The organism is Rhodoferax lithotrophicus (assembly GCF_019973615.1).
Lineage (GTDB): Bacteria > Pseudomonadota > Gammaproteobacteria > Burkholderiales > Burkholderiaceae_C > Rhodoferax > Rhodoferax lithotrophicus.
On record NZ_AP024238.1, the window covers coordinates 4,495,758 to 4,517,736 of the forward strand.

The 21,979-nt window shown below is 50.3% G+C and carries 29 protein-coding genes and 1 pseudogene; 14 read left to right on the forward strand and 16 right to left on the reverse strand.

What is annotated here, in order from left to right; translation table 11 throughout:
• The first annotated feature begins 61 nt into the window (after positions 1-61).
• Genes LDN84_RS20680 through LDN84_RS20685 form a run of 3 tightly spaced genes read left to right on the forward strand, consistent with a single transcriptional unit; the run spans position 62 to position 1,797 of the window.
• A complete protein-coding gene (locus tag LDN84_RS20680; RefSeq protein ID WP_228745495.1) occupies positions 62-559 on the forward strand; it encodes a Cap15 family CBASS effector in 498 nt (165 codons plus the stop codon).
• On the forward strand, positions 492-701 hold the full coding sequence (locus tag LDN84_RS23135; RefSeq protein WP_353961415.1) for a Cap15 family cyclic dinucleotide receptor domain-containing protein: 210 nt from the start codon (positions 492-494) through the stop codon (positions 699-701). Before LDN84_RS20680 ends, LDN84_RS23135 begins: the two co-directional genes overlap by 68 nt.
• A complete protein-coding gene (locus tag LDN84_RS20685; RefSeq protein WP_223905470.1) occupies positions 691-1,797 on the forward strand; it encodes a nucleotidyltransferase-like protein in 1,107 nt (368 codons plus the stop codon). Before LDN84_RS23135 ends, LDN84_RS20685 begins: the two co-directional genes overlap by 11 nt.
• A 234-nt stretch (positions 1,798-2,031) precedes the next feature.
• Here LDN84_RS20685 and LDN84_RS20690 read toward each other — a convergent pair whose 3' ends face one another.
• The 3 genes from LDN84_RS20690 to LDN84_RS20700 all read right to left on the reverse strand — a co-directional run bounded on the left by LDN84_RS20690 (position 2,032) and on the right by LDN84_RS20700 (position 3,439).
• Positions 2,032-2,415, reverse strand: a complete 384-nt coding sequence (locus LDN84_RS20690) for a hypothetical protein (RefSeq protein WP_223905472.1) — start codon at positions 2,413-2,415, stop codon at positions 2,032-2,034.
• A gap of 62 nt (positions 2,416-2,477) precedes the next feature.
• On the reverse strand, positions 2,478-2,786 hold the full coding sequence (locus LDN84_RS20695) for a hypothetical protein (protein WP_223905475.1): 309 nt from the start codon (positions 2,784-2,786) through the stop codon (positions 2,478-2,480).
• 242 nt (positions 2,787-3,028) lie between these two features.
• Positions 3,029-3,439 (reverse strand): hypothetical protein, encoded by a 411-nt coding sequence (locus LDN84_RS20700; protein WP_223905478.1) that lies wholly within the window; start codon positions 3,437-3,439, stop codon positions 3,029-3,031.
• A 347-nt stretch (positions 3,440-3,786) separates the two neighbouring features.
• Here LDN84_RS20700 and LDN84_RS22955 point away from each other — a divergent pair, with 347 nt between their 5' ends.
• Positions 3,787-3,918 (forward strand): hypothetical protein, encoded by a 132-nt coding sequence (locus LDN84_RS22955; RefSeq protein WP_255610425.1) that lies wholly within the window; start codon positions 3,787-3,789, stop codon positions 3,916-3,918.
• A gap of 9 nt (positions 3,919-3,927) precedes the next feature.
• Here LDN84_RS22955 and LDN84_RS20705 read toward each other — a convergent pair whose 3' ends face one another.
• Positions 3,928-4,617: a DNA/RNA non-specific endonuclease gene (locus LDN84_RS20705; RefSeq protein WP_223913220.1), complete on the reverse strand. Its 690-nt coding sequence runs from the start codon at positions 4,615-4,617 to the stop codon at positions 3,928-3,930.
• A 465-nt stretch (positions 4,618-5,082) separates the two neighbouring features.
• Here LDN84_RS20705 and LDN84_RS20710 point away from each other — a divergent pair, with 465 nt between their 5' ends.
• Positions 5,083-6,306, forward strand: coding sequence for a hypothetical protein (locus LDN84_RS20710; protein WP_223905480.1), 1,224 nt, complete (start codon positions 5,083-5,085; stop codon positions 6,304-6,306).
• A 769-nt stretch (positions 6,307-7,075) separates the two neighbouring features.
• Here LDN84_RS20710 and LDN84_RS20715 read toward each other — a convergent pair.
• Together LDN84_RS20715 and LDN84_RS20720 are read right to left on the reverse strand one after the other, a co-directional pair.
• Positions 7,076-8,374: a Y-family DNA polymerase gene (locus LDN84_RS20715; RefSeq protein ID WP_223905482.1), complete on the reverse strand. Its 1,299-nt coding sequence runs from the start codon at positions 8,372-8,374 to the stop codon at positions 7,076-7,078.
• Between the two features lie 6 nt (positions 8,375-8,380).
• Positions 8,381-8,761, reverse strand: coding sequence for a LexA family protein (locus LDN84_RS20720; protein ID WP_317134808.1), 381 nt, complete (start codon positions 8,759-8,761; stop codon positions 8,381-8,383).
• Positions 8,762-8,876: 115 nt separating this feature from the next.
• Here LDN84_RS20720 and LDN84_RS20725 point away from each other — a divergent pair, with 115 nt between their 5' ends.
• The 4 genes from LDN84_RS20725 (at position 8,877) to LDN84_RS20740 (ending at position 10,608) form a co-directional block, all read left to right on the forward strand.
• Complete coding sequence (locus LDN84_RS20725) at positions 8,877-9,149, forward strand: hypothetical protein (protein ID WP_223905484.1); 273 nt, start codon at positions 8,877-8,879, stop codon at positions 9,147-9,149.
• A 127-nt stretch (positions 9,150-9,276) separates the two neighbouring features.
• Positions 9,277-9,558 carry a type II toxin-antitoxin system TacA family antitoxin gene (locus LDN84_RS20730; RefSeq protein ID WP_223905486.1) on the forward strand — a complete coding sequence of 94 codons (282 nt, stop codon included), beginning with the start codon at positions 9,277-9,279 and terminating at the stop codon, positions 9,556-9,558.
• The gene (locus LDN84_RS20735) at positions 9,555-10,064 is read left to right on the forward strand and encodes a GNAT family N-acetyltransferase (RefSeq protein WP_223905488.1); all 510 of its coding nucleotides are present in this window, start codon (positions 9,555-9,557) and stop codon (positions 10,062-10,064) included. The genes LDN84_RS20730 and LDN84_RS20735 overlap by 4 nt, the downstream gene beginning before the upstream one ends.
• A gap of 403 nt (positions 10,065-10,467) precedes the next feature.
• Positions 10,468-10,608, forward strand: a complete 141-nt coding sequence (locus tag LDN84_RS20740) for an SOS response-associated peptidase family protein (protein WP_223905490.1) — start codon at positions 10,468-10,470, stop codon at positions 10,606-10,608.
• A gap of 412 nt (positions 10,609-11,020) precedes the next feature.
• On the opposite strand, the gene LDN84_RS20745 is transcribed toward LDN84_RS20740, so the two are convergent.
• From LDN84_RS20745 to LDN84_RS20760, 4 genes are all read right to left on the reverse strand, one after another.
• Complete coding sequence (locus LDN84_RS20745) at positions 11,021-12,064, reverse strand: sensor domain-containing diguanylate cyclase (protein WP_223905492.1); 1,044 nt, start codon at positions 12,062-12,064, stop codon at positions 11,021-11,023.
• Positions 12,065-12,092: 28 nt separating this feature from the next.
• Positions 12,093-12,809: a PAS domain-containing protein gene (locus LDN84_RS20750; RefSeq protein WP_223905494.1), complete on the reverse strand. Its 717-nt coding sequence runs from the start codon at positions 12,807-12,809 to the stop codon at positions 12,093-12,095.
• 61 nt (positions 12,810-12,870) lie between these two features.
• Positions 12,871-13,668, reverse strand: a complete 798-nt coding sequence (locus tag LDN84_RS20755; RefSeq protein WP_223905496.1) for an MASE1 domain-containing protein — start codon at positions 13,666-13,668, stop codon at positions 12,871-12,873.
• A gap of 261 nt (positions 13,669-13,929) precedes the next feature.
• On the reverse strand, positions 13,930-14,319 hold the full coding sequence (locus LDN84_RS20760) for a response regulator (protein WP_223905498.1): 390 nt from the start codon (positions 14,317-14,319) through the stop codon (positions 13,930-13,932).
• 280 nt (positions 14,320-14,599) lie between these two features.
• Here LDN84_RS20760 and LDN84_RS20765 point away from each other — a divergent pair, with 280 nt between their 5' ends.
• Entirely contained in the window at positions 14,600-14,905 is a 306-nt protein-coding gene (locus LDN84_RS20765; RefSeq protein ID WP_223905500.1) for a hypothetical protein, read from the forward strand.
• 311 nt (positions 14,906-15,216) lie between these two features.
• On the opposite strand, the pseudogene LDN84_RS23220 reads toward LDN84_RS20765, so the two are convergent.
• Together LDN84_RS23220 and LDN84_RS20775 are read right to left on the reverse strand one after the other, a co-directional pair.
• A pseudogene (locus tag LDN84_RS23220) lies at positions 15,217-15,306 on the reverse strand (transposase); the annotation flags it as partial.
• A 409-nt stretch (positions 15,307-15,715) separates the two neighbouring features.
• Positions 15,716-16,183: an RES family NAD+ phosphorylase gene (locus tag LDN84_RS20775; protein WP_223905502.1), complete on the reverse strand. Its 468-nt coding sequence runs from the start codon at positions 16,181-16,183 to the stop codon at positions 15,716-15,718.
• A gap of 163 nt (positions 16,184-16,346) precedes the next feature.
• On the opposite strand from LDN84_RS20775, the gene LDN84_RS20780 reads away from it, so the two are divergent.
• On the forward strand, positions 16,347-17,318 hold the full coding sequence (locus LDN84_RS20780) for an IS1595 family transposase (protein ID WP_223905504.1): 972 nt from the start codon (positions 16,347-16,349) through the stop codon (positions 17,316-17,318).
• On the opposite strand, the gene LDN84_RS20785 is transcribed toward LDN84_RS20780, so the two are convergent.
• Together LDN84_RS20785 and LDN84_RS20790 are read right to left on the reverse strand one after the other, a co-directional pair.
• Positions 17,304-17,402: an MbcA/ParS/Xre antitoxin family protein gene (locus LDN84_RS20785; RefSeq protein ID WP_223905506.1), complete on the reverse strand. Its 99-nt coding sequence runs from the start codon at positions 17,400-17,402 to the stop codon at positions 17,304-17,306. The genes LDN84_RS20780 and LDN84_RS20785 overlap by 15 nt on opposite strands.
• Positions 17,403-17,414: 12 nt before the next feature.
• Positions 17,415-17,672 (reverse strand): antitoxin Xre-like helix-turn-helix domain-containing protein, encoded by a 258-nt coding sequence (locus LDN84_RS20790; protein WP_223905508.1) that lies wholly within the window; start codon positions 17,670-17,672, stop codon positions 17,415-17,417.
• 336 nt (positions 17,673-18,008) lie between these two features.
• Between LDN84_RS20790 and LDN84_RS20795 the strand changes: the two genes are divergently transcribed.
• From LDN84_RS20795 to LDN84_RS20805, 3 genes are read left to right on the forward strand one after another with little or no spacing between them, the layout of a single operon-like run.
• Positions 18,009-18,647 carry a LexA family protein gene (locus LDN84_RS20795; protein ID WP_223905510.1) on the forward strand — a complete coding sequence of 213 codons (639 nt, stop codon included), beginning with the start codon at positions 18,009-18,011 and terminating at the stop codon, positions 18,645-18,647.
• Positions 18,644-19,399, forward strand: a complete 756-nt coding sequence (locus LDN84_RS20800) for a DUF5131 family protein (protein WP_223905512.1) — start codon at positions 18,644-18,646, stop codon at positions 19,397-19,399. The genes LDN84_RS20795 and LDN84_RS20800 overlap by 4 nt, the downstream gene beginning before the upstream one ends.
• A gap of 54 nt (positions 19,400-19,453) precedes the next feature.
• Positions 19,454-20,743, forward strand: a complete 1,290-nt coding sequence (locus LDN84_RS20805; protein ID WP_223905514.1) for a three-Cys-motif partner protein TcmP — start codon at positions 19,454-19,456, stop codon at positions 20,741-20,743.
• Here the strand turns inward: LDN84_RS20805 and LDN84_RS20810 are convergent.
• Together LDN84_RS20810 and tcmP are read right to left on the reverse strand one after the other, a co-directional pair.
• Entirely contained in the window at positions 20,735-21,304 is a 570-nt protein-coding gene (locus LDN84_RS20810; protein ID WP_223905516.1) for a hypothetical protein, read from the reverse strand. The genes LDN84_RS20805 and LDN84_RS20810 overlap by 9 nt on opposite strands.
• The gene (gene tcmP, locus LDN84_RS20815) at positions 21,276-21,950 is read right to left on the reverse strand and encodes a three-Cys-motif partner protein TcmP (protein ID WP_223905518.1); all 675 of its coding nucleotides are present in this window, start codon (positions 21,948-21,950) and stop codon (positions 21,276-21,278) included. Before tcmP ends, LDN84_RS20810 begins: the two co-directional genes overlap by 29 nt.
• Positions 21,951-21,979 lie beyond the last annotated feature (29 nt).

The window sequence follows — 21,979 nt, forward strand, 5'->3', positions numbered from 1 at the left end:
TGGTGGTTCAGTGTGTTTGCATATTGCCCAGGGCTGGTAAATTAACAAAACGGGAACAACTTTGGCTTCAAATCATGAATATGCGGTAATCGGCCATAGCCGCGCGACGGTCGGACGATTCCTCGGCATCGCGGCAGGACTGGCCAGTTCAGGTTTGGCTGTTGGAATCGCCACCGGGATAACTTATGCAGAAAGTTGGGGATTTCTAGATGCCCGCGCATATTGGAAATTGCCACTAACAGCTGCAATTTTCTACACCTTGGGTCACTTGGCTTTTGATAAGTGGGCCTGGCGAACCTGGTTGGTTCATCGCATTCTGGCTATTCCTGACTTGCGTGGTAAATGGGACTGTGTCGGTGAAACTATTGATCCCGATACCGGAGCAATAAAGTACAACTGGACTGCGGAAGTCACGATTTCGCAAGGCTGGGAAAAAGATCAGGATTTACTCCCAAACGGAACATTCGCGTTCTCGGAGTGTTGCCGCGTCTATCGTGGTGGAAGAAGATGTCGGCTATATCCTGATGTACAGCTACCGCAACGAACCGCGTCCTGGTGAACCCGAACTGAAGGCTCACCACGGCTATGCCGAATGGCACATCGCTGCTGATGGGTCTTCCGCTGATGCAACCTACTTCAACGGTGGAGGTCGCTATACAGGTGGCCGCATGAAACTTACAAGGAAAACACGTGGCGACTGACTACTCAAACCGCATCGGCCGCGTTAACGCCCGGCGCAACAACACCGCTGTTGCGAGTCTTAGTAAAAGTGCTTCGTTCGCTGAGGATAGTGCTTTCCGGGATTTCGTGACCGAAGGCTATCGGAATAAGACGAGATCCAAGAATTTTCAGTACGCCTTGGTGTCCATGCAGGAAGTTGAAGCGCAATACACAGCCATCAGCTATCGCGAGGCCGAAAGAGTTGCGAAGCAAATTGATTCAGGACTTCTGAGACTCGGAAAGACGGTGACAGTCGAACTCCAAGGATCGCTGCCATTGAACGTGCATTTGAGGCGCGTGAGCGATGTCGATATGCTCGTATGGCCGTGGAGATTCTTCGTCTTTGATAGCTCTGGGGTTTCCGCCCCCAACTACACCATCAGCACGAGCAATGCTGCTTCTGAAATAACCTCCCTGCGTTCCGAGTGCTGCTCGGTGATTCGATCTGCATTTCCTGCCGCGAAGGTTGACGATTCTGGGGCAAAGTGCATCACGGTGTCGGAGGGCTCTCTTCTCCGTGAGATTGATGTTGTTCCATCTGTTTTGTACAAGACGGCGACCCATCAAAGAACGAACAATGACGATGACAGAGGTGTTCAAATCTACGACAAAAAGGCGAATGAACTTATCACGAACTACCCCTTTAAAGTGCGAGCCTTGATCAATGCGAAGGAGGTGCGTACTGGCGGCGGTTGCAAAAAGGCCATTCGCTTGCTAAAAAACATGAAAGAGGATTCCGATACTTCGATTGCACTGTCCAGCTTCAACATCATGTCTCTGGTCTATGCCATGCAAGATTCCGACCTAGTGCACTTGTCATACTGCGAGGGCAAGATCGTCGCCTCGTTGCAAAACTGGTTTTACACACTTGCGCATGACGAAAATCGTTTGAGAGGACTGGACACTGTAGACGGAAGTAGGAAGATCGTGCAGTCCGCGGCTGATGTCACTGCGGTCTCGCAAATGGCGGATGAGTTGAACACGCTGGTGTTGCTGATAGCGCAGGAATTGCAGCCCGATATCCCGACCAGCTTTCCTGCGTGGCGCGCCAAGGTTGAAAGCGAGTTCTTGATTTAGCCCGCATGCTTCACGTCATTAAATTTTTGGACTTTTTTTGAAAAGTGAAACTAATGATCTGTTTCCCCCTAGAGGTGTCGAGAGAACAAATTTACCCTGGCATAAACCCTTAGGTGGCTTGATGCCAAGCCAACATGCTGTCTAGCAGGTCATCAACGTAGACCAGGTCGGAAATCACCAAGACCCAATCGGCATGTCAAGTCACATCCGAGCATGGCGTACAAGAGGTGAGGCTTAAGTTCGTACTATTGGGCGCATAGTCGATGCCTTCATGGCATAGCACGCATTGGTTCGCTGGTACTCGTGTTCGTACAACTCCAATAACGCAACCAGCTTGTCAATGTTGGTAAGAAATTCCTCCTTGATGAGGCACGGGTTCTCAGAGAACATTCGCAACGCCGTGTCAGCCACATCTAATTTACCCGCCCAGCGAGCCCATCCTTTGACCTCGCAATAAGCCAGCAAGGCCAGTCGCCCAAGCTGGTCGTGTTTGCGTGCAAAGTGCATATCTGCGAGCAAGTCTTCAAGCCTTAGCTGGGTATCAATGATTTGATTATGTTGCAGTGCAGCATGCAACTCTGTGCTTGCGTTAATCTGACGACGTGCTTGCTGTTTCAACTTTTGAGCAAAATGGAGGGGCCGGTAAATACCGGCCCCTCCATAGTCATAACTCCAATTGTTTATTTGGTGTCAGAAGCAGCAGGTGCTGCCTTGTCTGCTTTCTTCGTGGAAGCGGCCTTATGCACCTTCTTTGCCGTGTGTGCTGGTTTTGAAGCCGCGTCTGTCGGTGTGACTGCCGCAGCATCTTTTGCCTTGGGTTCTTCTACTTTCTTAACCGTATGCTTGGTGGTCACTTTGACCGCTGGTGCGTTCATAGCAGCAGGGGTGGTCGGAACTGCATCTTTGGGGGCTGCAGGAGCCTGGGCAAACGAGACAGCAGCAACGCTGGTAAACAAAGCAGTAGCGATCAGATTTTTGATAATTGACATGGTTAAAACTCACTCATAAAGCGACAGTTGCATTTGCTCCAACTGTCATAAGCGAGCCAGAATTTCGTTCCAGCTTGTACCTACAACGGCGTGTGAATGCTTGCGTTGACGCGTGATACACACCCTTACAAACAGTGACAGAGTAGACACACAGCAGATTGTTTGATGGGCATCTCAGAAATTTATCAATGAAGGTTTTGACCTACCCATTGCTAGATGCGGCAATGGTTATACGACCATTCCTAGCTAGCCGGAACAGGCACCAACCGCCGCTTCTTCACGATGACCACCGGTGGCGGCGTATCTTTTCGGGTCTCCTTCCAAAGCGACTCTCGTGAATCCCCTCTCGAAAACCTCGGGCTGAACTCCTTGGGCGCATTGGCCACCGCCTTGGCGATGTCTTTGGTCTTGAGCGGTGTCAGGTGGTCACCAACCACTTGCACGTACTCACCTGCATCAGTCATGGCCAGGGCACCAACCTGCAGCCCCTTGCTCACGCTTCCCAGTAGCTTGAGATCACCGCCTTCGGGGCGCTCATAGGTGTACCTAGACCAGGCTGCACGGCCAAGGACGACGCGCCAAGTGGGTTTGAAAGTCTTCCGAGGTGAGCTACTGTCAGAGGTAGCTGTTCCGGGGTAAAGCTGAGCTTGCATTGAGATAGGATTTGAAGGCAATCGCAATCATATTGTCTGTGATGCTGCCATGTGCGAAAGCCAGGTTCAGCATGTATTTTGTTGGTAACGATTCCTCATAACGTTAACGATTCGGCGGGCTGAGGTCAAGGTCAGATGGCGTTTTAGGACGGCTAACGTATCCAGTGTGGGCCGACTGCTCTTTCCGAGAGCGATGCGGAAAACTCTTGGTGGAGTGCCACCGATAGGAACCTACCAGGCGGTCATTTCGCTGGTGGCTTCGACTGGTGATGGGCCGGTGAAAATTGTTCCTCAAATTATCTATCTCGCTCCAATGTCGGCTGCCACTAACGAGGCTGGATCAAGAATTGGGCACACTTGCAGATGCAGCCAAAGGTGCAGCAGATCGAGCGGACTCTGCAATTGACGGCGCGATGGCTTTCATTGCAGCAAGCAACAAGCGCATTGCCAGCATTGACGATCTGATTGCGGACGATTAAGTCACCCCCCTAGGCTGCACCCCCCGGCAAGAATTCAATCCCGGTTCGCTTGACCAATTCTCCATAGCTGATGGGCTTTGACCCACGGGTTGAATCGTCATTCTGCTGCCAATAGGCCCATGCCCTGTTCTTGTCCTGGTCGTATACCAGCTTGAAAAGATAGGTCGGCACATGCACCCCTGACCCAATGCTGGGACTCTTTGCAATATTGGGCACAAACACCGGCCCAGTGATGACATAAATGTCACCACTAGCCCGTGCCGCATATTTGCGGGTAGCCGCCTCGACCGACTTTGCCCAAACGCCTCGGTTATGTTCGGGGGCTTGAGGCACCATATTGGCCAGAGAAAAGCTCTGTGCCATGGCCTGCGCAGTAGGCATATCGCCCGCTGGTGCCATGTGACCACGATCAAACCCACTGTCCTTGTAATCGTCCAATTCCGCTCTTTCCGCCGCACGCAGTCGTGCATCGGCAAAGAAACGGTTCGTGCGTTTTTCATGCGCGTCCATGACGGAGGAACGGTTCAACTTTTCGGCTACGAACACCGGGGTTTTGCTTTCCCCGGAGTGCAGCACTGCAAAAGCGTCGTAACACAAGGCCCGATCTGTGGGATGCTGTGTAAGCGATGGTGGCTTTGCATGTGCGAAAAACTGCAAACACGCTGAAAATTCTCGGCAGCATGGCTGACTGTGGCCGATGTAAAAAGGAGTGCAGCAATGGCTGGACGGTAAAAATGATGCATGCGTAGACTTGCTGGAAAAAGGTAAAGGGCTGTTCATTGAGCACCACCGAATTGGGAAGTCCATTCGTGGCTCTGAACGTTGAATGTCTGAAAGTGTTGCGTGTGCAGTTGTGGCTGCCACGCTAAATGGTTGGCTCAATCGTTATTAATACCTGCCCCTTTAGCGCGCTTGCACTCCTTTTGTGGCACGACGTGGGAGTAATGGACGAACTTATGAGGTCAGGATCTCAGTAATAATTCCGCTTCCGCTTCGTATCAATGCATTACAGCCTATTGGGGATTTCTCGAAAGCCAAAAAGAAAGCCGATGCCGATGCATCCAGTTTTCCCACTCCAGAAGTTAAGATATGACGTATCAACTTCATGTTACTCGTCGAAGCTAAATTCGTAGCCTTAATATAAAGATCGGGTGAAAAAATTAAATGCGTTTAACTGCACAATTAAAGATTACTGCGCTGCTCCTGATTTCAATATTACTGACCGCGTGTGGCGGTGGAAGTAGCGCTTCGACAACTGGTACCCTGAGCGGTGTTGCAGCAGTCGGTACGCCAATTGTTGGTGGGAACATCAGCGTTATTTGCGTATCAGGTAGTGAGCTTACACCCACCACAACGGACAGCAATGGCTTTTATTCAGTCACCCTCTACGGTCAAGCCCTACCCTGTGCGGTACAGGTAGCTGGTGGCACTATTAACGGTGCCGCCAACACCACGCCTTACCAATCCATTGCTACCACAGTAGGCACTGTGAACATTACTCCTCTCACTGATCTGCTGGTTGCTAATCTGACAGGTTCGGCAACCCCCAGCACATGGTTCACTAGGTTGGACAGCACACCATTCACAGGAAGATGGACAGGTAATTACAATGGAAGTCCTCTTGTTTTTTATATTAATCAGACGGGAAGCTCTATTGCTATCATCGGTAATAACCCAACTGCAGGAATTACGTATAGTGGTACAGTAAGTGGGAATATTCTTTCAGTTAATGAGTATCTTAACAATACTCCATTTGCCACTCTGACATTCACATTAACCAACAGCACGACTATCAATGCCGTTATAACTAGCAGCAATCCACCTCCAGGGTATACCGCTGCAGCGCTAGGATCAGCCATCACCCTCACTGGTGACGGAAACGCACAACTCATCGATATCACCCAAACGCAAGTGAACACGGCTCTCGGCTACTTGAGTACCGCCCTACCCGCACTAACCTCGCTCAGCGTCACTAACCCGATCACCACGGCATTCACGCCCACCTCGGGCAACGTGAGTGATGATATGTTGACCGCTTTGGCAAGCACAGGTGTCGCATACACATCGCTGCTGAGCAAGGTATCTGGATCACTGCTGAGCAATGTATCTGGAAATCAGGAGCAAAGGATACAAGACCTGATCGATAGCTTCGCCAATGTAAGCGGCAGAAGTTTCACCGCCGAGCAGCGATCTTTGCTTTCCAGTGGGGTGAAAGCGCTTTTACAGATCAGTGAGGACGCTGCCAACCGAAACGACCTGGCCCTGGTCGAGAGAAACATCGACCTGTTCCTCGATAATGTGCAACAGGTGTTGCAGATCAACTTCAGCAGTAATGACAAGCGCCTGCTGACGCGGGGGCTGGTACGTCTCTGTGGGTATTTAGGATAGCGCACGCCAGCGCCGGTGGCTCCGGTGGCTCCGGTGATCAGCACGGCATTTACCCACTCACCCAGAGCCAGACTCATCACAGCGTTGCGCTCCAGGCCCCACAAGTTCGACACTTCCTGAGTGTAAGTGGTCGGGCCTGAAATACGCGTAACCCGTTGTAAACGTTGAATAAATTAGCGAAAATGTCCGCCAAATCCCTCAAGAAACGTTAATAGTGGAGATAATTTCTGAGAGATTTGACATGCAGTCCGTTGACTTTTTCCGTAGCCGAATTGATGCCATGATCAACTTGAGTGACCCGCTGGCGGTGTTATCCACCCGGCTGCCTTGGCAGCCAAATTAAAACCGCCATAGCGGCAAAATTTGAGAGGGAGAATCGCAGCGGTCAAATCCTCAAATCTGAAGACATGTTCGGCACAAGCGAAGTTGTTGTCGCAGCTGGGCGCTCTAACGCCGGTCGCCCCAAACTGCCCATTCGCCTCATGGTCAGTCTGCTGTACCTCAAGAACTGGAGGTGCTGGGGTGCCCCACCGAAATTGCTTGTCTGAGCTCACGCTCAGCAGCCCTGTTTAACGTGATATCTCATCGGGCAACCGATGGAGTCAATTCGGGGTACGAGTCGGTGAAGGCGCGCCAAGTTAGATATCGGGGTGGCAGCCCCCAAAAGAATTTTCTCGGCATCTACCTCGGCACCTCCACTCTCAAGTTTCTTTCATCATCCGGGGCATCGGCCTGGATTCATGAAAGTTAGAACGTCATCCATGGCGATTCATGCATGAGCGACTGCCAAATCGTCCAGACATGTGGTGTAGCCAGGGGTACGCCGTTCCTGTTTCATGCTCCATGCACGCCGATCACCGGCTAAACCCGCACTGGCCAACAGAATCGTTCCTCTTCCGTAGCGTTGGTTGAGGTCGTCCAGGGTGCTCATTAAACGGCTACGGTCATGCGAACCATCATCCTCCAGCGCCAATTCCTGCTGTTGCACCGTGTCAGGTTGGAGATCAAGCAACATCACACCGGCCTTGGCCAACTTGAACCCACGCCGGTAAATTGCAGCCAACCCTGTCAAGGCTGCCTCCACAATGATCGCCGTGTCCGCACTTGGTCGTCGCAGGGGTATGGTCACTGACCGGCTGTACTGTTCTTCCCGGCGAAAGGGGCTGGTGCGGATAAAACACAGCACCTGACCGGCCAGACTGCTTTGTTTGCGCAGCTTCTGAGCAGCACGACTGGCAAACTCGGTCACCGCTTCACTCAGATCGGCCAACTCCGTAACTGGGTGACCAAAAGAACGGGTACAGGCGATTTCCTGTTTCGGTTGGGGGGAGTGTTCCAACTCCACGCAGTTGATGCCCTGCAACTCCCGCACGGTACGCTCCAGCACCACCGACCAGCGGCGCTTGACCATGGCCGGATCAAGACGCACCAAGTCCAACACCGTTTTCACACCACCGTCTATGAGCTGCTTGGATATTTGCCGACCAATACCCCACACTTCATTGACCGGCGTGGCAGCAAACACCGCATCCAGTTCACTCGGAGTCAGCACCGCCAGATTACAGACCTGTGCCAACTGTTCTGGGTAACTGCCGGGCTTGCGTTCGGCAGACTTGGCAACATGGTTGGCCAGCTTTGCCAGTGTTTTGGTAGAGCCGATTCCGATCCCACAGGGTATACCGACCCATTGAAGGATGCGGCTGCGGATTTTGTGGCTGCGCTCGGTGAGATTTCCCGCAACATCGCTCAGGTCAATGAAGCTTTCATCAATGGAGTAGATTTCCTGATGTGGCCCAAGACCGGCGGCCAGACTCATCATGCGGTCGCTCAGATCACCGTAGAGGGCAAAGTTGGCAGACAGCGCTACCAGGCCGTCTGTTTCTGCTAGGTGTTTGATCTTGAACCAAGGAGCTCCCATGGTAATTCCCAGGGCCTTGGCTTCATTGCTGCGGGAGATGGCACAACCATCGTTATTGCTAAGTACGCACACAGGCAGGCCATTAAGACTGGGACGAAACACCCGCTCACAGCTCACATAAAAGTTGTTGCCATCCACCAGTGCATACATGATCACTCAAACCTTGAACTGTTTGATACTGCTGGTGACCACGCCCCAGACTTCAAGGGTTTGACCTTCCTTGGGAACAATGTCTGCGAAAGTTGGGTTGGCCGCCCTGAGCTTGATTCGACCCGCTCTCTGGTACAGGCATTTGGCTGTGAAGTCACCATCCACCACCGCCACGACAATATGGTTGTGGCGGGGCTTTATGGCCTTGTCGACCACCAGGATATCGTTGTCGAAGATGCCCACACCCTCCATGGACGTGCCTCTGGCGCGCAAAAAATAGGTGGCCTGCGCATGAACAATCAGCATCTGAGTCAGGTCGATCCGTTGCGCCCCCAGGTCTTCAGCGGGAGACGGAAAACCCGCACACACCCGGTTACTGATCAACAACGCTAATAGGGGAGCACTGATACGGGTACTGGAATGTCGGCAATCAATGTACTGTTCATACATCCAGTATAGTTGCGATAAGCCATTTCACCAGCCTTAACGCTACGATTCACCTATGTGCAGCCACTACCAAGCCCTGAAAGAGAGCACACGCTATCAAAGCCACTTTGGCGTGATGCCGCCACCGGAACCCGGCAAACTTGATCTATGGCCGGGGTACTTGGGAAGTTCTATTCGCCGCCATCCACACGCAGACTTGGGTGATGATGCTGTGCCGAAATATGAAGCGCTCAATGGCCTGTTTGGTTTAGTGCCACACTGGGCGACTGACACCCAGATCAGCCGTAACTGCGGAATGACACTGGACCCTCCACTTTGTGCCACTTAACTTTCCACTCAGTGTCGATGCTTAAAAGGTTTTGAACTTTGATCGCCAAGTTTTGAACTCACACAAAGCCTTCTTGCATGTTTCATTTGAATACGGCAGAATGCCGTATATAAACCAAGGAGCCTTTATGTCAGCAACCGCAACCACCGCACGTCTTGAGGCACGTATCAGCTTTGATCTCCATGCCACTCTCAAGCGTGCGGCTGAACTTCAGGGGCGCACCATGACCGACTTTGTGGTGAGTGCTGTCCAAGAGGCTGCACAAAAAGCCATAGAACAAGCCGAGGTCATCCGTATGTCCTTGGCTGATCAGCAGTGCTTTGCCCAAGCCCTGCTCAACCCGCCTGAGCCTGCGCCCGCCATGCTTCGTGCCTTTGCGAAACGCGAAAAGCTGTTGAAGTCAGCATGATCAACCCTCCTTTTCAAGTTGTACGACTTGAAAACAGCCACGAGCGATCCCCGTTTCATAGTGGGTCAGAATCACTGGACAGCTATCTCAAACAACAAGTTTCACAGGACGTTCGCCGCCGAGTGACGGCTTGCTACGTTGCGCTGACCGCCAATCAGCGAATTTCGGGCTACTACACACTGGCATCGGCCAGCGTTTTGCTTTCGGACTTGCCGATAGCATTGAGCAAAAGGTTGCCGCGCTATCCAACGGTTCCTGCGATACGAATGGGGCGATTGGCCGTTGACCGTGAATTTAAGGGGATCGGATTGGGTGGTGCTTTACTGGCCGACGCACTCACACGGTCATTACGCTCTGAAATTGCGGCATACGCATTGTTGGTTGATGCAAAAGACGACTCGGCAGCAGCTTTTTACAAGCATCATGGACTGGTGGAGTTACCCTGCCAACCGTTGAAGTTGTTTATACCGTTTGCCACCGTGACAGGCATTGCATCGGGGATGTAAATTCAAGACTCCGTGATACGACAGGCTGAAAGTTCAAAACTTGGTGCAATGTTTGTTCAAAATTCAGCCGAATGTTCTTTGCAATTGATTGATTTCACAAACAAGCAACTGTGCAATTTTGCGGGCATCGACAATGGCACTGAACATTCCACTAGATGCCGTTGGTCGTTCCCTCATTGGGTCGTGAACGCCGGTTTGCGCGAGAAACAGCCATCCTGGCCTCAGAAAGTCGACAGCACTCGGTAAGGCGGCAGTCCCATGGCCATGAAAAGGGGAAAGTTGAATGGCGGGAAACCCGTAAAAGGGAATGTTGGAAGGCACATCAGTGGAATGACCAATGGCGCATCATTTCTCGGGTACTGAAGAATCAACAGATTACAGGGGGGGTCGGATTTAAAGTGCAGTGACGTTCCGCAGTAACACGTACAACGCCAGAAGTGAAACCGTTGCAGAAAAGCCAAGTTTTAGGGATGCTTGGAGGAGGGCTCAGCACTGCATCATTCCTGCAGAGGCCATTTATGAACCAGACTTTCTTAGTCTATGACATTTGTTTGTTGAGGCTGCTGATTTGGCAGCGAACAATCGACACTGTAATCGGGCTTATATCGGGACATGTCTGCAGCGGCTTTTGCCAAAGATGGTGATGGCCTTTCTGGGGAAGGCATTTGGATTGCTTAGTGCAAACTCACACCAACGTAGACTAGGTCGGAAATCACTAAGACCGAATCAGCATGTCAAACCACATCCGAGCATGGCTTACAAGGGGTGGGACTTAAGTCCGTGCATCGCTGTCAGGAGGGGTAAACTGGGTGTGGAGAATATCAACACGGGTAGTTTCCGCAAGTGAAATTGGCCTTCAATGGGTCGCCTCAGAAAACGAAATAAGGTACGCGAAGACCCAACCTGGCGAGTCAAATCTCGTTCATCAATGTTGACATGCACTCTTGCTCCGGTGATTAATCATTGCTCGTTTTGGTAAAGGGTACGGTTTGGGCTTTATGGTTCTCAATCTCGTGAAAGTGAACCGCATTGCGTCCAGCATCCTTGGATCGGTACATGGCTGAATCGGCCCATTTAAGAATATTGTCGTACGTGGCTTCATCACCAAGAAAAACCGTGCCACCGATGCTTGCTGAACTTCGATGTTCTATGATCGTCTGCGTCAATGCGTCATGGCTGATATTCAATAGGTAGGGTGCCAAAAGGCTCTCGCGTATTTTCTCGGCAATCATGGAAGCATGTGCAAGGGCCATTCGCTTATCTGAGCCCAAATCATTCAGCAACACCACAAACTCGTCACCGCCAAAACGAGCCACAGTGTCAATTTCGCGCACACAACTCACCAAGCGTCTGGCTGCCTCCTTGAGAAGGAGATCTCCGACCAAATGACCTTGTGTGTCATTGAGTGACTTGAAGTTGTCCAAATCAAGAATTAGCAATGCCCCATGGGAGGCTGTGCGTTGGCTGACAGCAATGCCTTGAGTCAGGCGATCATTCAGCAATCGTCGGTTGGGCAATTTGGTAAGCGCATCATAGAACGCGAGTTGGCGTATTTCTACCTCGGCCTTCTTGCGCTCGGAAATGTCGACAAAGGTGGCAATAGCACCTGTAACGATTCCGTCGGAAAGAATTGGCCTAGCCCAGTACTCCACCGGGAGCGATGTGCCATCTTTCCGCCAAAAGACATCGTCTGAACAGTGTACTGATTGGTTCTTTTGATAGGCGATATACATCCTGCATTCAGAAGCCGGATAGTGCGAACCATCCGCGTGCGAGTGGTGGATAAGTTCATGGGTATGCTTTCCCAATACTTCGTCTTGACTACCGTATCCAAGCAACCGTAAAAATGCACTGTTGGCAAAGGTACAGTCTCCATTCGAGTCAACGCCATAGGCCCCTTCGGCCATAGAGTCCAGCAGTGAAAAAAGTTTTTGATGTGACTCCTGCACTGCTGCTTCGGCTTGCTTCTGCGCCGTCACATCATCGTAGATGGCAACCACTTCACCTGAGGGTAAGCGATAGACATGGTTATCGCGCCAGTGTTGTATGTGCTGGTCGGAATAGAACGTAACCAGAAATCGCTCGGACTTTCCCGTTTTGAGCACCCGTTGCAGAACGGCAAACAGACCAAACTCTTTGACCCCCAGGGAAAACCTCTGTCAATCGTTTGCCAATCACATTGGAACGATTAATTTTTTCAAGGACTTCAACCGAACGATTGATGTCCTTGAACAAAAAATCCTGGCCATCATCCACTGCTGTGTAGACTGCCACGCCACTGCTCATGTTCTGGAACAAACCATGAAATAAGGCTTCGCTATAGGCAAGCTGTTGCTGTGCCAGAAATCGCTTCGTGACATCTTGCTTCACCGCAACGAAATGGGTGATCCGGTCGTCTTCATCAACCAAAGGCGTGATCGTCATCTCTTCGTGATATTGCGATGCATCTTTGCGTCGATTAATGATTTCACCATGCCATACCTTTCTGGACAGAATGGTGTCCCATAAGGACTTATAGAAGTCGTTCCCGTGTTCACCAGACTTCAACAGATCTCTTGGGTTTTGACCAATAGCTTCTCTGGAACTGTATCCCGTGAGTTGGCTGGCTGCGTTGTTGATCCATTCAATTCGACCCGTATCGTCCGTGATGACAATCCCGTTTGCCATAGCGTTAAGCGCACTGTCCTTCAACCGCAGTTTCCTCAGTGCATCCTTGCTGGCTTTGACACTGGTCGTGATCGCCATGGCGGTCACTGACAGAATCAATATATATGTCCAATAATTATCCAGATCGGTACGGGCAACATCATTGGCAAAAAGGCCAATCTTCCGATAGACACCGAAAAGTGCCTGTATGGACACCATGAGCACAGCAAATGCAGAGCCACGTGGCCCCAATCGCAAGGAGACAAAACAAATAAAGAGGAATATCCAGTATCCTTTTTGGTGTCTCGGTCAGGTATGAGCTAAACCAATTCAGAAAAACGGCTTGTCCAGCCAGAAACGTCGCGCCAAGCAAAAATAGCCCCTCTGCACGGATAGCGGCCGTGGGACGCATCGACGTATCTGTCCGCCACGCCAAAATCAAAGGCGTGATCAGCACCACGCCGAGCGTATCTCCCATCCACCAAATAACGACACTGCTTTTCAGGTTAGCCGGGCTGATGATGTCAGCCAATAGCAAAGACAAAGGGCCAATGATGGCTCCAGCAAGGCAGGCCAGGCTTGCCCATCCAATGAAGCGAAGATAGCTGGTCAGTGAGTCAAAGAACTTAGTGGTGTAATCGTTGCGTACCAATAGCCACCATCCCAACAGTGCCTCCAGTACATTGGCAAGGGTAATTCCGACGATTGCCCACAGTGAATCGTTCGAGAGTGCATTCAAGAGTAACGATCCCAAAAAAACGCCACTCAAATAGCGCTTGCCACCAAGCAACACTGCCGCCAGTGCTAAACCGCTACCTGGCCAGAAGATACTGACGATACCGTGATTGATGATGTAATGGTGAACAGCACGACCCAGCAGTAAATAGAGTGCAGCAACTGAGAACTGCCATAGCCACTCGTTTTGGTCACTTTTTTGGTTTGACTTGTTGTCTGGCATGATGTTGCGAGAGATTGTGCCAACGCTTCTTTTGAGTTTTCATTGGCATTTTGGTCGTTTTTCGCCGTTTTGTAGTTGATAAATATCTTGTTTATCGAGACTTTATTGACAAAAGGCAGGGTCTGATTGGCATGTCGCCATTTGGTGCCTCAGCACTTGGTCGAAACGTTGCAAGGCAAATACTGCGCCAAGGCATCATCATGGCCAGACATATATGTTTGACCAGGAAGGTAATGCGTTCGTGCAACAAAACTCGTGGCATTACAGAAACTTTAAAAGGTGTTCGATTTTCACTTTCAACATGGAAATGTTGGGTGGTTTGACAATGTATCCTGCAATCCCCAAAGGGATCATTTCATTGAGTTTGTCGCTACTGTCGTCAGCACTCATCATCAAAACCGGAGTTTTACGAATTTCAGTCACCGGGTGTTTTCGTAAGTTGCGTACGAAATCAAACCCATTCATGGGTGACATGTGAATATCAGACAGGATGACATTGGGCTTTGCACTGATGGCCAATGCCAATCCAGTGACACCATTGCCAGCTTCCATGATTTGACCCACACCCATACGCTTAAGCATATTGACAACATACGATGTCATGACGGGATCGTCATCAATCACCATGACTTTTGCTTCACCCAACTTCATTATTTATCCTTGTTTTTCTGAAATTTATCCATACGACATACACCAACTGACCGCCTCAAAAAACGTTGGCATCATTGCCCTATTGATAGGCTGACCTAATAACGGTTTCTGTGAGTAGCCTGTTCCTCTTTTCAACTGTTTCCTGTGCACGGAAACGAACTCAACCGAGTTTGTGAATTTGGGTTATGCTGCAGTGCAACATTTTAATACTATGACGAGTATCACCGCGAAGATGAGCACTGGTCTAAAACTGTAGGTCAACAACCCAGAGGAGAATTCGATGAACCTTCAAGACACGGTGGCACTGATGTTTCCACTGGGCGTTGTCGCGCAAAGCATTCCTGACAACAGCAGTTTCTTTGAGGTGAACGAAATTCCTGCACGCTCTGTTCCCCAAAACTGTGCCATGCTTGCCACTGGTGAGTTTCAGTATTCACGTGACCAGGATTGCACAGGCAGTTTTTTGGTACAAGCTGAGGAACATGTATTTTTCATACGCATATATTCCACCCGTTCAGGCGGTTGGCATGCCGAGGTGGTGGTACGTTCGGGTTTTGATCCAGGGACAAAACCGCGGGCGAACTGATCTTCGGTGCAAGCACAAACGTATCCCATTCGCTTCTCCATGCGTACGAAGCGGGTGGTTTTTTCCAGTGAAAGTCTACGATGGCGTTTGGTATATACAGCTCCTATGCTGATCACCGATTTTCGGCGTTCATTGGCAATTTGGCGTTGATGGCACAGCCAGTCTGCACTGCTGTGAATTCGCGCATTCTGGAAACCACTGTTTAGTACACCCTCTTAAAGTAGGTGTCCTGATCAAGACATTTGTAGTGTGCCGCTACCTCGCCGATTCAACGATTCAATGCACCATGCACAACAAACCCACCCGTCTTGAAAGCCACTGGGCAACACATGCAACAGAAAACGCCGCATGAACTCCTCAGGCTCCAGCGTCATTGTCTTGTGGCGCGTCTTGCCAGTGGCACTGGTAATTGGGCCTATGCCGGGACATGCCTGCAGCGGCTGCTGCCAAAGATCGCATTGGCCAGTGGTAGTCGGCGCAGAAAGCGGAATATAAGACCCGGTAAGCCATTGCGATGGTTATCCACACCGTTAAGACCCATTTCCTGCCCGGTGGACTTCGGTTTCATACTGCCCATTTGGACATTCCAATTTTCTTCCTTGGCGACCGGACATAACTCCGATTAGCTTTTTACCTGATAGAAAAGTGTTTTGTTTTCCCTGACGGTGTGTTTGGTTGACTTCAAGAATCTGCTCTGCGGAGATGTGACCAAAAGAGTCCCCATTGCGTTCGCGGGGGGCGGATTGCGCCTTTTGAACTTTCCCGTGGATTTATCAGCAAGTTTTGAATTTTCACCGGGAGATACGTCTCTCAGCGCAACCGCATATCCGTATTCAGCGTTTCCGGCTCACCCAGCGAGATGTGCTTGAAATCGGGATGAAAGGAGTTGATTAAAAAGTTGAGTTCAGCAGGCATCACCGCACTGGGCACAGCCAGCACACAACTGCGCGAGCGTCGCAGCCACTCGCCACCAAGGTTCTGCAAGGCTTCGCGGCCAGCATGGGTACGCCAATCCGTTGGCAGATTAGTCGTGCCCAATATCTCCATGCTGACGTTCTCGGACAGATGGGCCGGTATCAATACATAGTGGGCACGCAAAGGCTCGTCTTGCACCAGCATCTCTAGCAGTGCCAAAGATCGGCTTTCAGCGGTATAAATCACAGGTTGGCCCACCCGATTCCACAGCCCGCCATACAGCCTTGCGCCTTCGCCAGAAAATGCCTGATCAACAAAACGGTGTGTGGTGATGCGCCACACAGGGCGAGTTACTGCTTGCATTAGGCAAATACGCCGTGCTCAATTCGTCCCAAGGTGCTTACTACGGCCACTGAGCCTAACTCGGTATCCAATAGTGATGGCTATGTCACCGTTAATTGTGGAAATTTGACCGAGGATCGACAAATGGCTAGAGTGAAGAGGTAACCTGCACGAGGAGGTCGCCATGCAAGCGCGCATTTTTAATGATTTGATGGGACAAGTGCCCCGACTCACACTACGCCAACGCGATCAGCTCAAGAAGCGCCTTGATGATCAGGATGCTCAGCAACAGGGGATTGCGATCATCGAGTCACAAACTGCGATACAAATACGTTGCTGCCCACACTGCCATGACACAGCTCTTGAGCGACATGGTCAAGTCAGTGGATTGCAGCGCTACCGCTGCAAGGCATGCAGACGGACCTTTAACGCACTGACCGGTACGGCACTGGCGCATTTGCGTAAAAAGGAAAAATGGCTCGATTTCAGCGAGGCGCTACTTCAATCGAGAACGCTTCGCCAAGCTGCAAGTGCACTGGAGGTTCATCGCAACACCACTCTACGTTGGCGCCACCGTTTCTTGGGCAGCATCAAGATTTGCCGAGCAACAGCGTTGCAGGGGATTACCGAGGCCGATGAAACCTATTTCCTCGAATCGGACAAGGGTTGTCGCCAACTCCATCGTGCGCCGCGCAGACGTGGCGGGAAAGCCTGCAAAGCGGGCCTATCCAATGAACAGGTGTGCGTTTTGGTGGCACGTGATCGTAACGGGCAAACCCTGGATTGGGTGACCGGACATGGGCAGATGACCAAAGCCCAACTGGCAGGCGCATTGGAGCCGGTTCTTGCACCGGATGTCTTGCTCGTCAGCGATGGAAATCCAACCTACCACTACTTTGCGCAGGATGCTCATATTTCTCACGACTCCATCATTCTGAGCGCAGGCATACGAGTCAAGGGGGCAGTTCATATCCGGAACGTTAATGCCTATCATGGTCGCCTCAAACAGTGGATCAATCGTTTTCACGGTGTCGCCACCCATTATCTGGAGAACTACTTGGGCTGGTTTCGCTCATTGGACAACCATCACGCCAACTCTCGCCAGGATGTTCTGGCTATGGCTATTGGAAAATTTCCACAATTAACGGTGACATAGCCATAGTGATAGAGGGCTGCTGCCGCCTAGTGCCGCATTGGGGCTTTTTAGCCAGCTCATTGCGGCTTGTTCGTCCTCAAACACCTCTACAGCACGCTAAATCACTTGTGCCAAGCGCACCATTTTTCCCGACTCATCGGAGCTTAAAACGCCTTCTTTTTTGCGTCTTGCGAGCGTGCGTTCAGGAATATCCAGCGCCCGTGACAACTCAGATTGGCCAATGCCCATCACCCGCACAACCGCATCTACCGCACTTGCTGAAATGCCCTGGCGCACCAACGCAATCCATTCAAGAACTGAGCAAGGCAAGGCGTGCAGCACAGGCTCGCCACCCAACACCGATGCGGCTGACACGCTCGTCAGGGGTTCCCTTTGCCAATGGTGCTGTAGTCATAAAAAACTTCCTTGTGCCAATTGGCTTTGAGCATATGCAAAATTGACTTGTTTGTCGTAACAAGGGTGATGTGTGGCATGCGTGTCTGCCCCTCTGAGCTTTTCAGCCAAGGTCACCAACTCCGCTTTGAGTTCAAAACTCGGTGATAAAAGTTCAAAACCTTCTGAACATCAACAGTACTTGTCTGTTTTGGAGGATTCCACCATCACCTGTTTATCAAACACCAAGTCGCTCAGACTTTGCTGTGAGCGCATGCTAAATCAAATTAGTGTACGTTCGTACATTAAAATATAAGAATGGCACGCCCTAACAATGACGAAACTCATCTCATGCGGTTGAAAGATCAGTTCGCAGTCAGCCAGTGCATCCCTTCGTATGCGAGCATTAGCCGTCTACTTGGCTTTACAGCAAAAAACGCAGCAGTCCAGCTTGTTCGGAGGTTAAGAGACAACGGGTACTTAAAAATCGTTGATGGCGGCAAAGTGGTTCCATTACGTCGATTTTTTGAATTGCCACTGATGGACATGCACGTTCGGGCTGGCGTGCCTGATGCGATTGATCCTCAGACTTGGGCTAAGGAGACGTTCTCTCTTGAGGGGTTCCTGTTTGGAAAACCATCCAACTCAGTGGTGATTCGAATTAGGGGTGACTCCATGCGTGATGCTGGAATATTTGATGGCGACTTAGCTGTAGTCGAAAGGTCGCAGACTGCGTATGCAGGGCAATTTGTGGTCGCTAATGTGGACGGTGAATTCACTCTGAAAGAGTTGAAATATGAAAACCAGCGACCCGTACTAATGCCGCACAACCCTGCCTACTCACCAATTTACCCAAAAGCAGATTTATCAATTTTCGGCATTGTCCAAGGCATCGTCCGCAACTACGGAGCAACTAAGCCAATGCAAGTAACATCCACAACAGGAGCAACGACATGACAGCGACAAGTCGGATCGAATGGACAGAGCAAACTTGGAATCCAACGGTTGGATGCACCAAAATTTCCCCAGGATGCAAACACTGTTACGCCGAAGCCATGGCGCACCGATTGCAGGCGATGGGCACGCCAGGATACGAAAGAGGGTTTGAGTTGGTTGTCCTTCCGCAGCGATTGGACGATCCGCTAAAGCGAAAAAAGCCGACAACATATTTCGTCAACTCAATGTCGGATTTGTTTCATGACCTGGTTCCTGATGAACACATTGATGCTGTCTTTCGTGTGATTCAGCAAACGCCTCATCACACATATCAAATTTTGACAAAACGTGCGGCACGAATGGCTCGCTACTTCAAAACACGCCCAGCGCCGACCAATGCATGGTTGGGTGTTTCAGTAGAAAACCGTAAACAAGGTGTTCCACGAATCACCCACTTGAGAAAAGTGCCTGCACATATTCGCTTCCTGTCTGTGGAGCCGCTATTGGAGGACGTTGGTGAGCTTGATTTGACAAACATTCACTGGGTGATCGTTGGCGGCGAATCGGGGCCAAAGGCCCGTCCGATGAAGCAAGAATGGGCGGATTCGGTGCGCGAGCAGTGTGAAGAGCAAGGCGTGGCGTTTTTCTTCAAACAATGGGGTGGTTGGGGTGTCGATGGTAAAAAACGGGCAAAAGCTGCAAATGGCCGCTTATTGAATGGCCGAACTTGGGACGCAATGCCTGAGAATGTAGGTATGCATATGCAAGCTTGACTGACAGGGAGGATGGGCAGGGGCTTGCTAAATTAAATAATTATCAGCACACCCATGGTCAAACGTTCAGACAAATACAGCTGGGAAGTCGGCAGTTTGCCACCGCCCATCGATCCCCACAGCTTGGTCAAGCACAAGATCGTGCGTGGTTATTTGGAGCGCTACATCCAGGTATTGATGAGCAACTACAACATGGAAAAGCTTACGCTTTCGATTGTTGATGGATTTGCAGGCGGTGGCGAATATGCTTCCGATGATAGCTCTCAATTTCACGAAGGGTCGCCGCTAATCGCATTGACCACCATTGCAGCCAAAGAAGCTGAATTGAATGTTGGCCGTTCAAAGCCTAGAAAGGTTGATGCAAAGTATTACTTTGTCGAAAAAGTAGCGTCAAATTTCAACTACCTTGACAAACTGTTGCGAGCACGATTTCCTGCGTCAAGATTTGGCACCGATATTGAGATGCTGAAAGGCACATTTCAGGAAAAGGCGAAAGGAATCATTGCTGACATCCACCGACGCGCGGGGGGTGAGAGAGCAATTTTCTTACTTGACCAATATGCCTATGATCAAGTCACGGGGCCAATGCTGAAATCTATTTTTTCAGAGGTGAAGGGTGCCGAGGTCATCCTGACGTTCGCCGTTGATTCCCTTATTTCGTTTCTTGCTGATAACGAGGCAAGCCGTGCAAAGTTGTCCCAAATGGGAATGGACGCGCATATTGATTGGAGCGCACTTGAAGCTTTGAGATCAGCACCTTCTGCCACCTGGCGAGCAGCCATTCAGCGCAATCTGGCAAAGGGACTGATCGCGGCCAGTGGTGCAAAAAACTTCACCATTTTTTACATCACACCAATGGGTAATACGTCATGGACGTATTGGTTCATACATCTTTCAAACAGTGCCAAGGCGCGAGATGTCATGATGGAACTCCATTGGCAGTCAGCCAACCATTTTTCGCACTATTTGGAACCAGATATTTTTACACTGGGGTATCAGGCAAACCTTGATCGAAACGTCACCAGGCAGGATGCACTTGAACTGGGGGAATGTCATCAATTTGATGCGTTAGCAGCCAGTCGATGCAAAACGGGACTGACGGAAAAATTGGTGCCTGCCATTTATGATGGGAATCCGACACAATTTTCTCAATTGCTGAACTCAATGGGAAGCCTGACACCCGCCACGGCTGACATGATTCGAGACGCTATCGACCCAGCGATTCGTTGCGGTGATATTTTGGTCAGGTCGATGAACGGTGTAAAAAGGGCCAAAGGCCATTCTGTGCAAGCAAACGATATTCTGGAGCGGTCACCTCAAATGTCTTTAATCTCTCTATTTTGAGAGGGATTCAGTTAGTTGCAGCCTTTCGGCTTTTTCAAAATGAAGTGGTTTTTTAGGACGTTTGGTTTTGGAATCCAAATTGTTGATCTGTCCATTGGCGATTAAACGGGCCAAAGAAGTTTGAAGCGTGTTTGGGAACCAGTCTGTTGTTTCCACAATATCTGCAAATGTATTTTGATCAATTGCTTGAATACCAGTGGACAGAAAATTCAACCAGTAAGTATCAACGGCTGCTTCGTTAATTGATGACGGTTCAATGTCGGTGCTTGGTTCGTCTGAAAACATGTCACGAACGCGTGATTTTTCCTGTCTTTTATCAAGTTGTTTGATAGCACGAATTTGTTTTTGAATCAAATCAACGCCCTGCGAAATTTCCATGAACTCAATCAAACCTTTGGGATGAGAGGTCAAGTAGATCAAGTGGTATTTTGGGCGTTCCTTACTCGGCTCCATCACTCGAACGTAAGCAGTGCGAGGACGAAATTCTTTTTTCGTTGACGGCGGCACGCGGCTCTTGAGGCCATCGCGGTAGCTATCCAGAAGCAACTTTTTCTCGTTCATGCGGCAAATGGCCGTCAAGTGCTTGAACCACGTCACGAGATGCACCGAGAAAAACCGCAATGTCCGCCTCCCATTCGGTCATCGCCGCTGTTCGATTGATGAAGTCGTAAATGAAGTTGATCAAAAATTCAGATTTTGGCCTTTGAAGCAACGGACGCAAGTGATCCACCCCGACATCTTTCCAGCCTTTCGGATCAATGAAAAAGAAAACGAAAGATTCACGCCCACACCAAGTCAAGATGTCGTCGCGGAGGTTCAAAAAATCTCCTTGGAGGCATTTTGAACTCACACACTCTGGCGTGGAGGATTGCAAGTATGTAGACAGTCGCTTAAATGCGCTTAGATTCTTTTCGATGTACAAGGCTCGAATATTTGCTTGAACACCCAGGCTCAAAAGTTTTTTCCGACACGAATCCATTGTCTGCAACGAAATGGCAATCGAAGTGCTTGCCATTGATTCTGACTCATCACCCCACGGGCCTGCAAAGCAGTCAACGTACCCGATTTCAACACTCCGCTGACGTTTGGCGCTCATGCCGATAATGAGGATAAGCTTCTCAAGGTACGACTCAAGCAACTTGTGCTTCACCAATGCCTGCTCACGGCCAATGTAGGAATCGGGGATGAACTGTGGAATTCGGGTCATTGTTTGTAGATCATAAGTCGTCACGGAAC

Excerpts from the sequence above, each read along its gene's own strand:
- LDN84_RS20810 (WP_223905516.1), bottom strand. The coding sequence starts at position 21,304 with ATGAACGAGAAAAAGTTGCTTCTGGATAGCTACCGCGATGGCCTCAAG.
- LDN84_RS20760 (WP_223905498.1), bottom strand. The coding sequence starts at position 14,319 with ATGAAGTTGGGTGAAGCAAAAGTCATGGTGATTGATGACGATCCCGTC.
- LDN84_RS20755 (WP_223905496.1), bottom strand. The coding sequence starts at position 13,668 with ATGCCAGACAACAAGTCAAACCAAAAAAGTGACCAAAACGAGTGGCTA.
- LDN84_RS20750 (WP_223905494.1), bottom strand. The coding sequence starts at position 12,809 with ATGGCGATCACGACCAGTGTCAAAGCCAGCAAGGATGCACTGAGGAAA.
- tcmP (WP_223905518.1), bottom strand. The coding sequence starts at position 21,950 with ATGACCCGAATTCCACAGTTCATCCCCGATTCCTACATTGGCCGTGAG.
- LDN84_RS20730 (WP_223905486.1), top strand. The coding sequence starts at position 9,277 with ATGTCAGCAACCGCAACCACCGCACGTCTTGAGGCACGTATCAGCTTT.
- LDN84_RS20780 (WP_223905504.1), top strand. The coding sequence starts at position 16,347 with ATGCAAGCGCGCATTTTTAATGATTTGATGGGACAAGTGCCCCGACTC.
- LDN84_RS20725 (WP_223905484.1), top strand. The coding sequence starts at position 8,877 with ATGTGCAGCCACTACCAAGCCCTGAAAGAGAGCACACGCTATCAAAGC.
- LDN84_RS20735 (WP_223905488.1), top strand. The coding sequence starts at position 9,555 with ATGATCAACCCTCCTTTTCAAGTTGTACGACTTGAAAACAGCCACGAG.
- LDN84_RS20800 (WP_223905512.1), top strand. The coding sequence starts at position 18,644 with ATGACAGCGACAAGTCGGATCGAATGGACAGAGCAAACTTGGAATCCA.
- LDN84_RS20695 (WP_223905475.1), bottom strand. The coding sequence starts at position 2,786 with ATGTCAATTATCAAAAATCTGATCGCTACTGCTTTGTTTACCAGCGTT.
- LDN84_RS20710 (WP_223905480.1), top strand. The coding sequence starts at position 5,083 with ATGCGTTTAACTGCACAATTAAAGATTACTGCGCTGCTCCTGATTTCA.
- LDN84_RS20805 (WP_223905514.1), top strand. The coding sequence starts at position 19,454 with ATGGTCAAACGTTCAGACAAATACAGCTGGGAAGTCGGCAGTTTGCCA.
- LDN84_RS20765 (WP_223905500.1), top strand. The coding sequence starts at position 14,600 with ATGAACCTTCAAGACACGGTGGCACTGATGTTTCCACTGGGCGTTGTC.
- LDN84_RS20700 (WP_223905478.1), bottom strand. The coding sequence starts at position 3,439 with ATGCAAGCTCAGCTTTACCCCGGAACAGCTACCTCTGACAGTAGCTCA.
- LDN84_RS20715 (WP_223905482.1), bottom strand. The coding sequence starts at position 8,374 with ATGTATGCACTGGTGGATGGCAACAACTTTTATGTGAGCTGTGAGCGG.
- LDN84_RS20775 (WP_223905502.1), bottom strand. The coding sequence starts at position 16,183 with ATGCAAGCAGTAACTCGCCCTGTGTGGCGCATCACCACACACCGTTTT.
- LDN84_RS20795 (WP_223905510.1), top strand. The coding sequence starts at position 18,009 with ATGGCACGCCCTAACAATGACGAAACTCATCTCATGCGGTTGAAAGAT.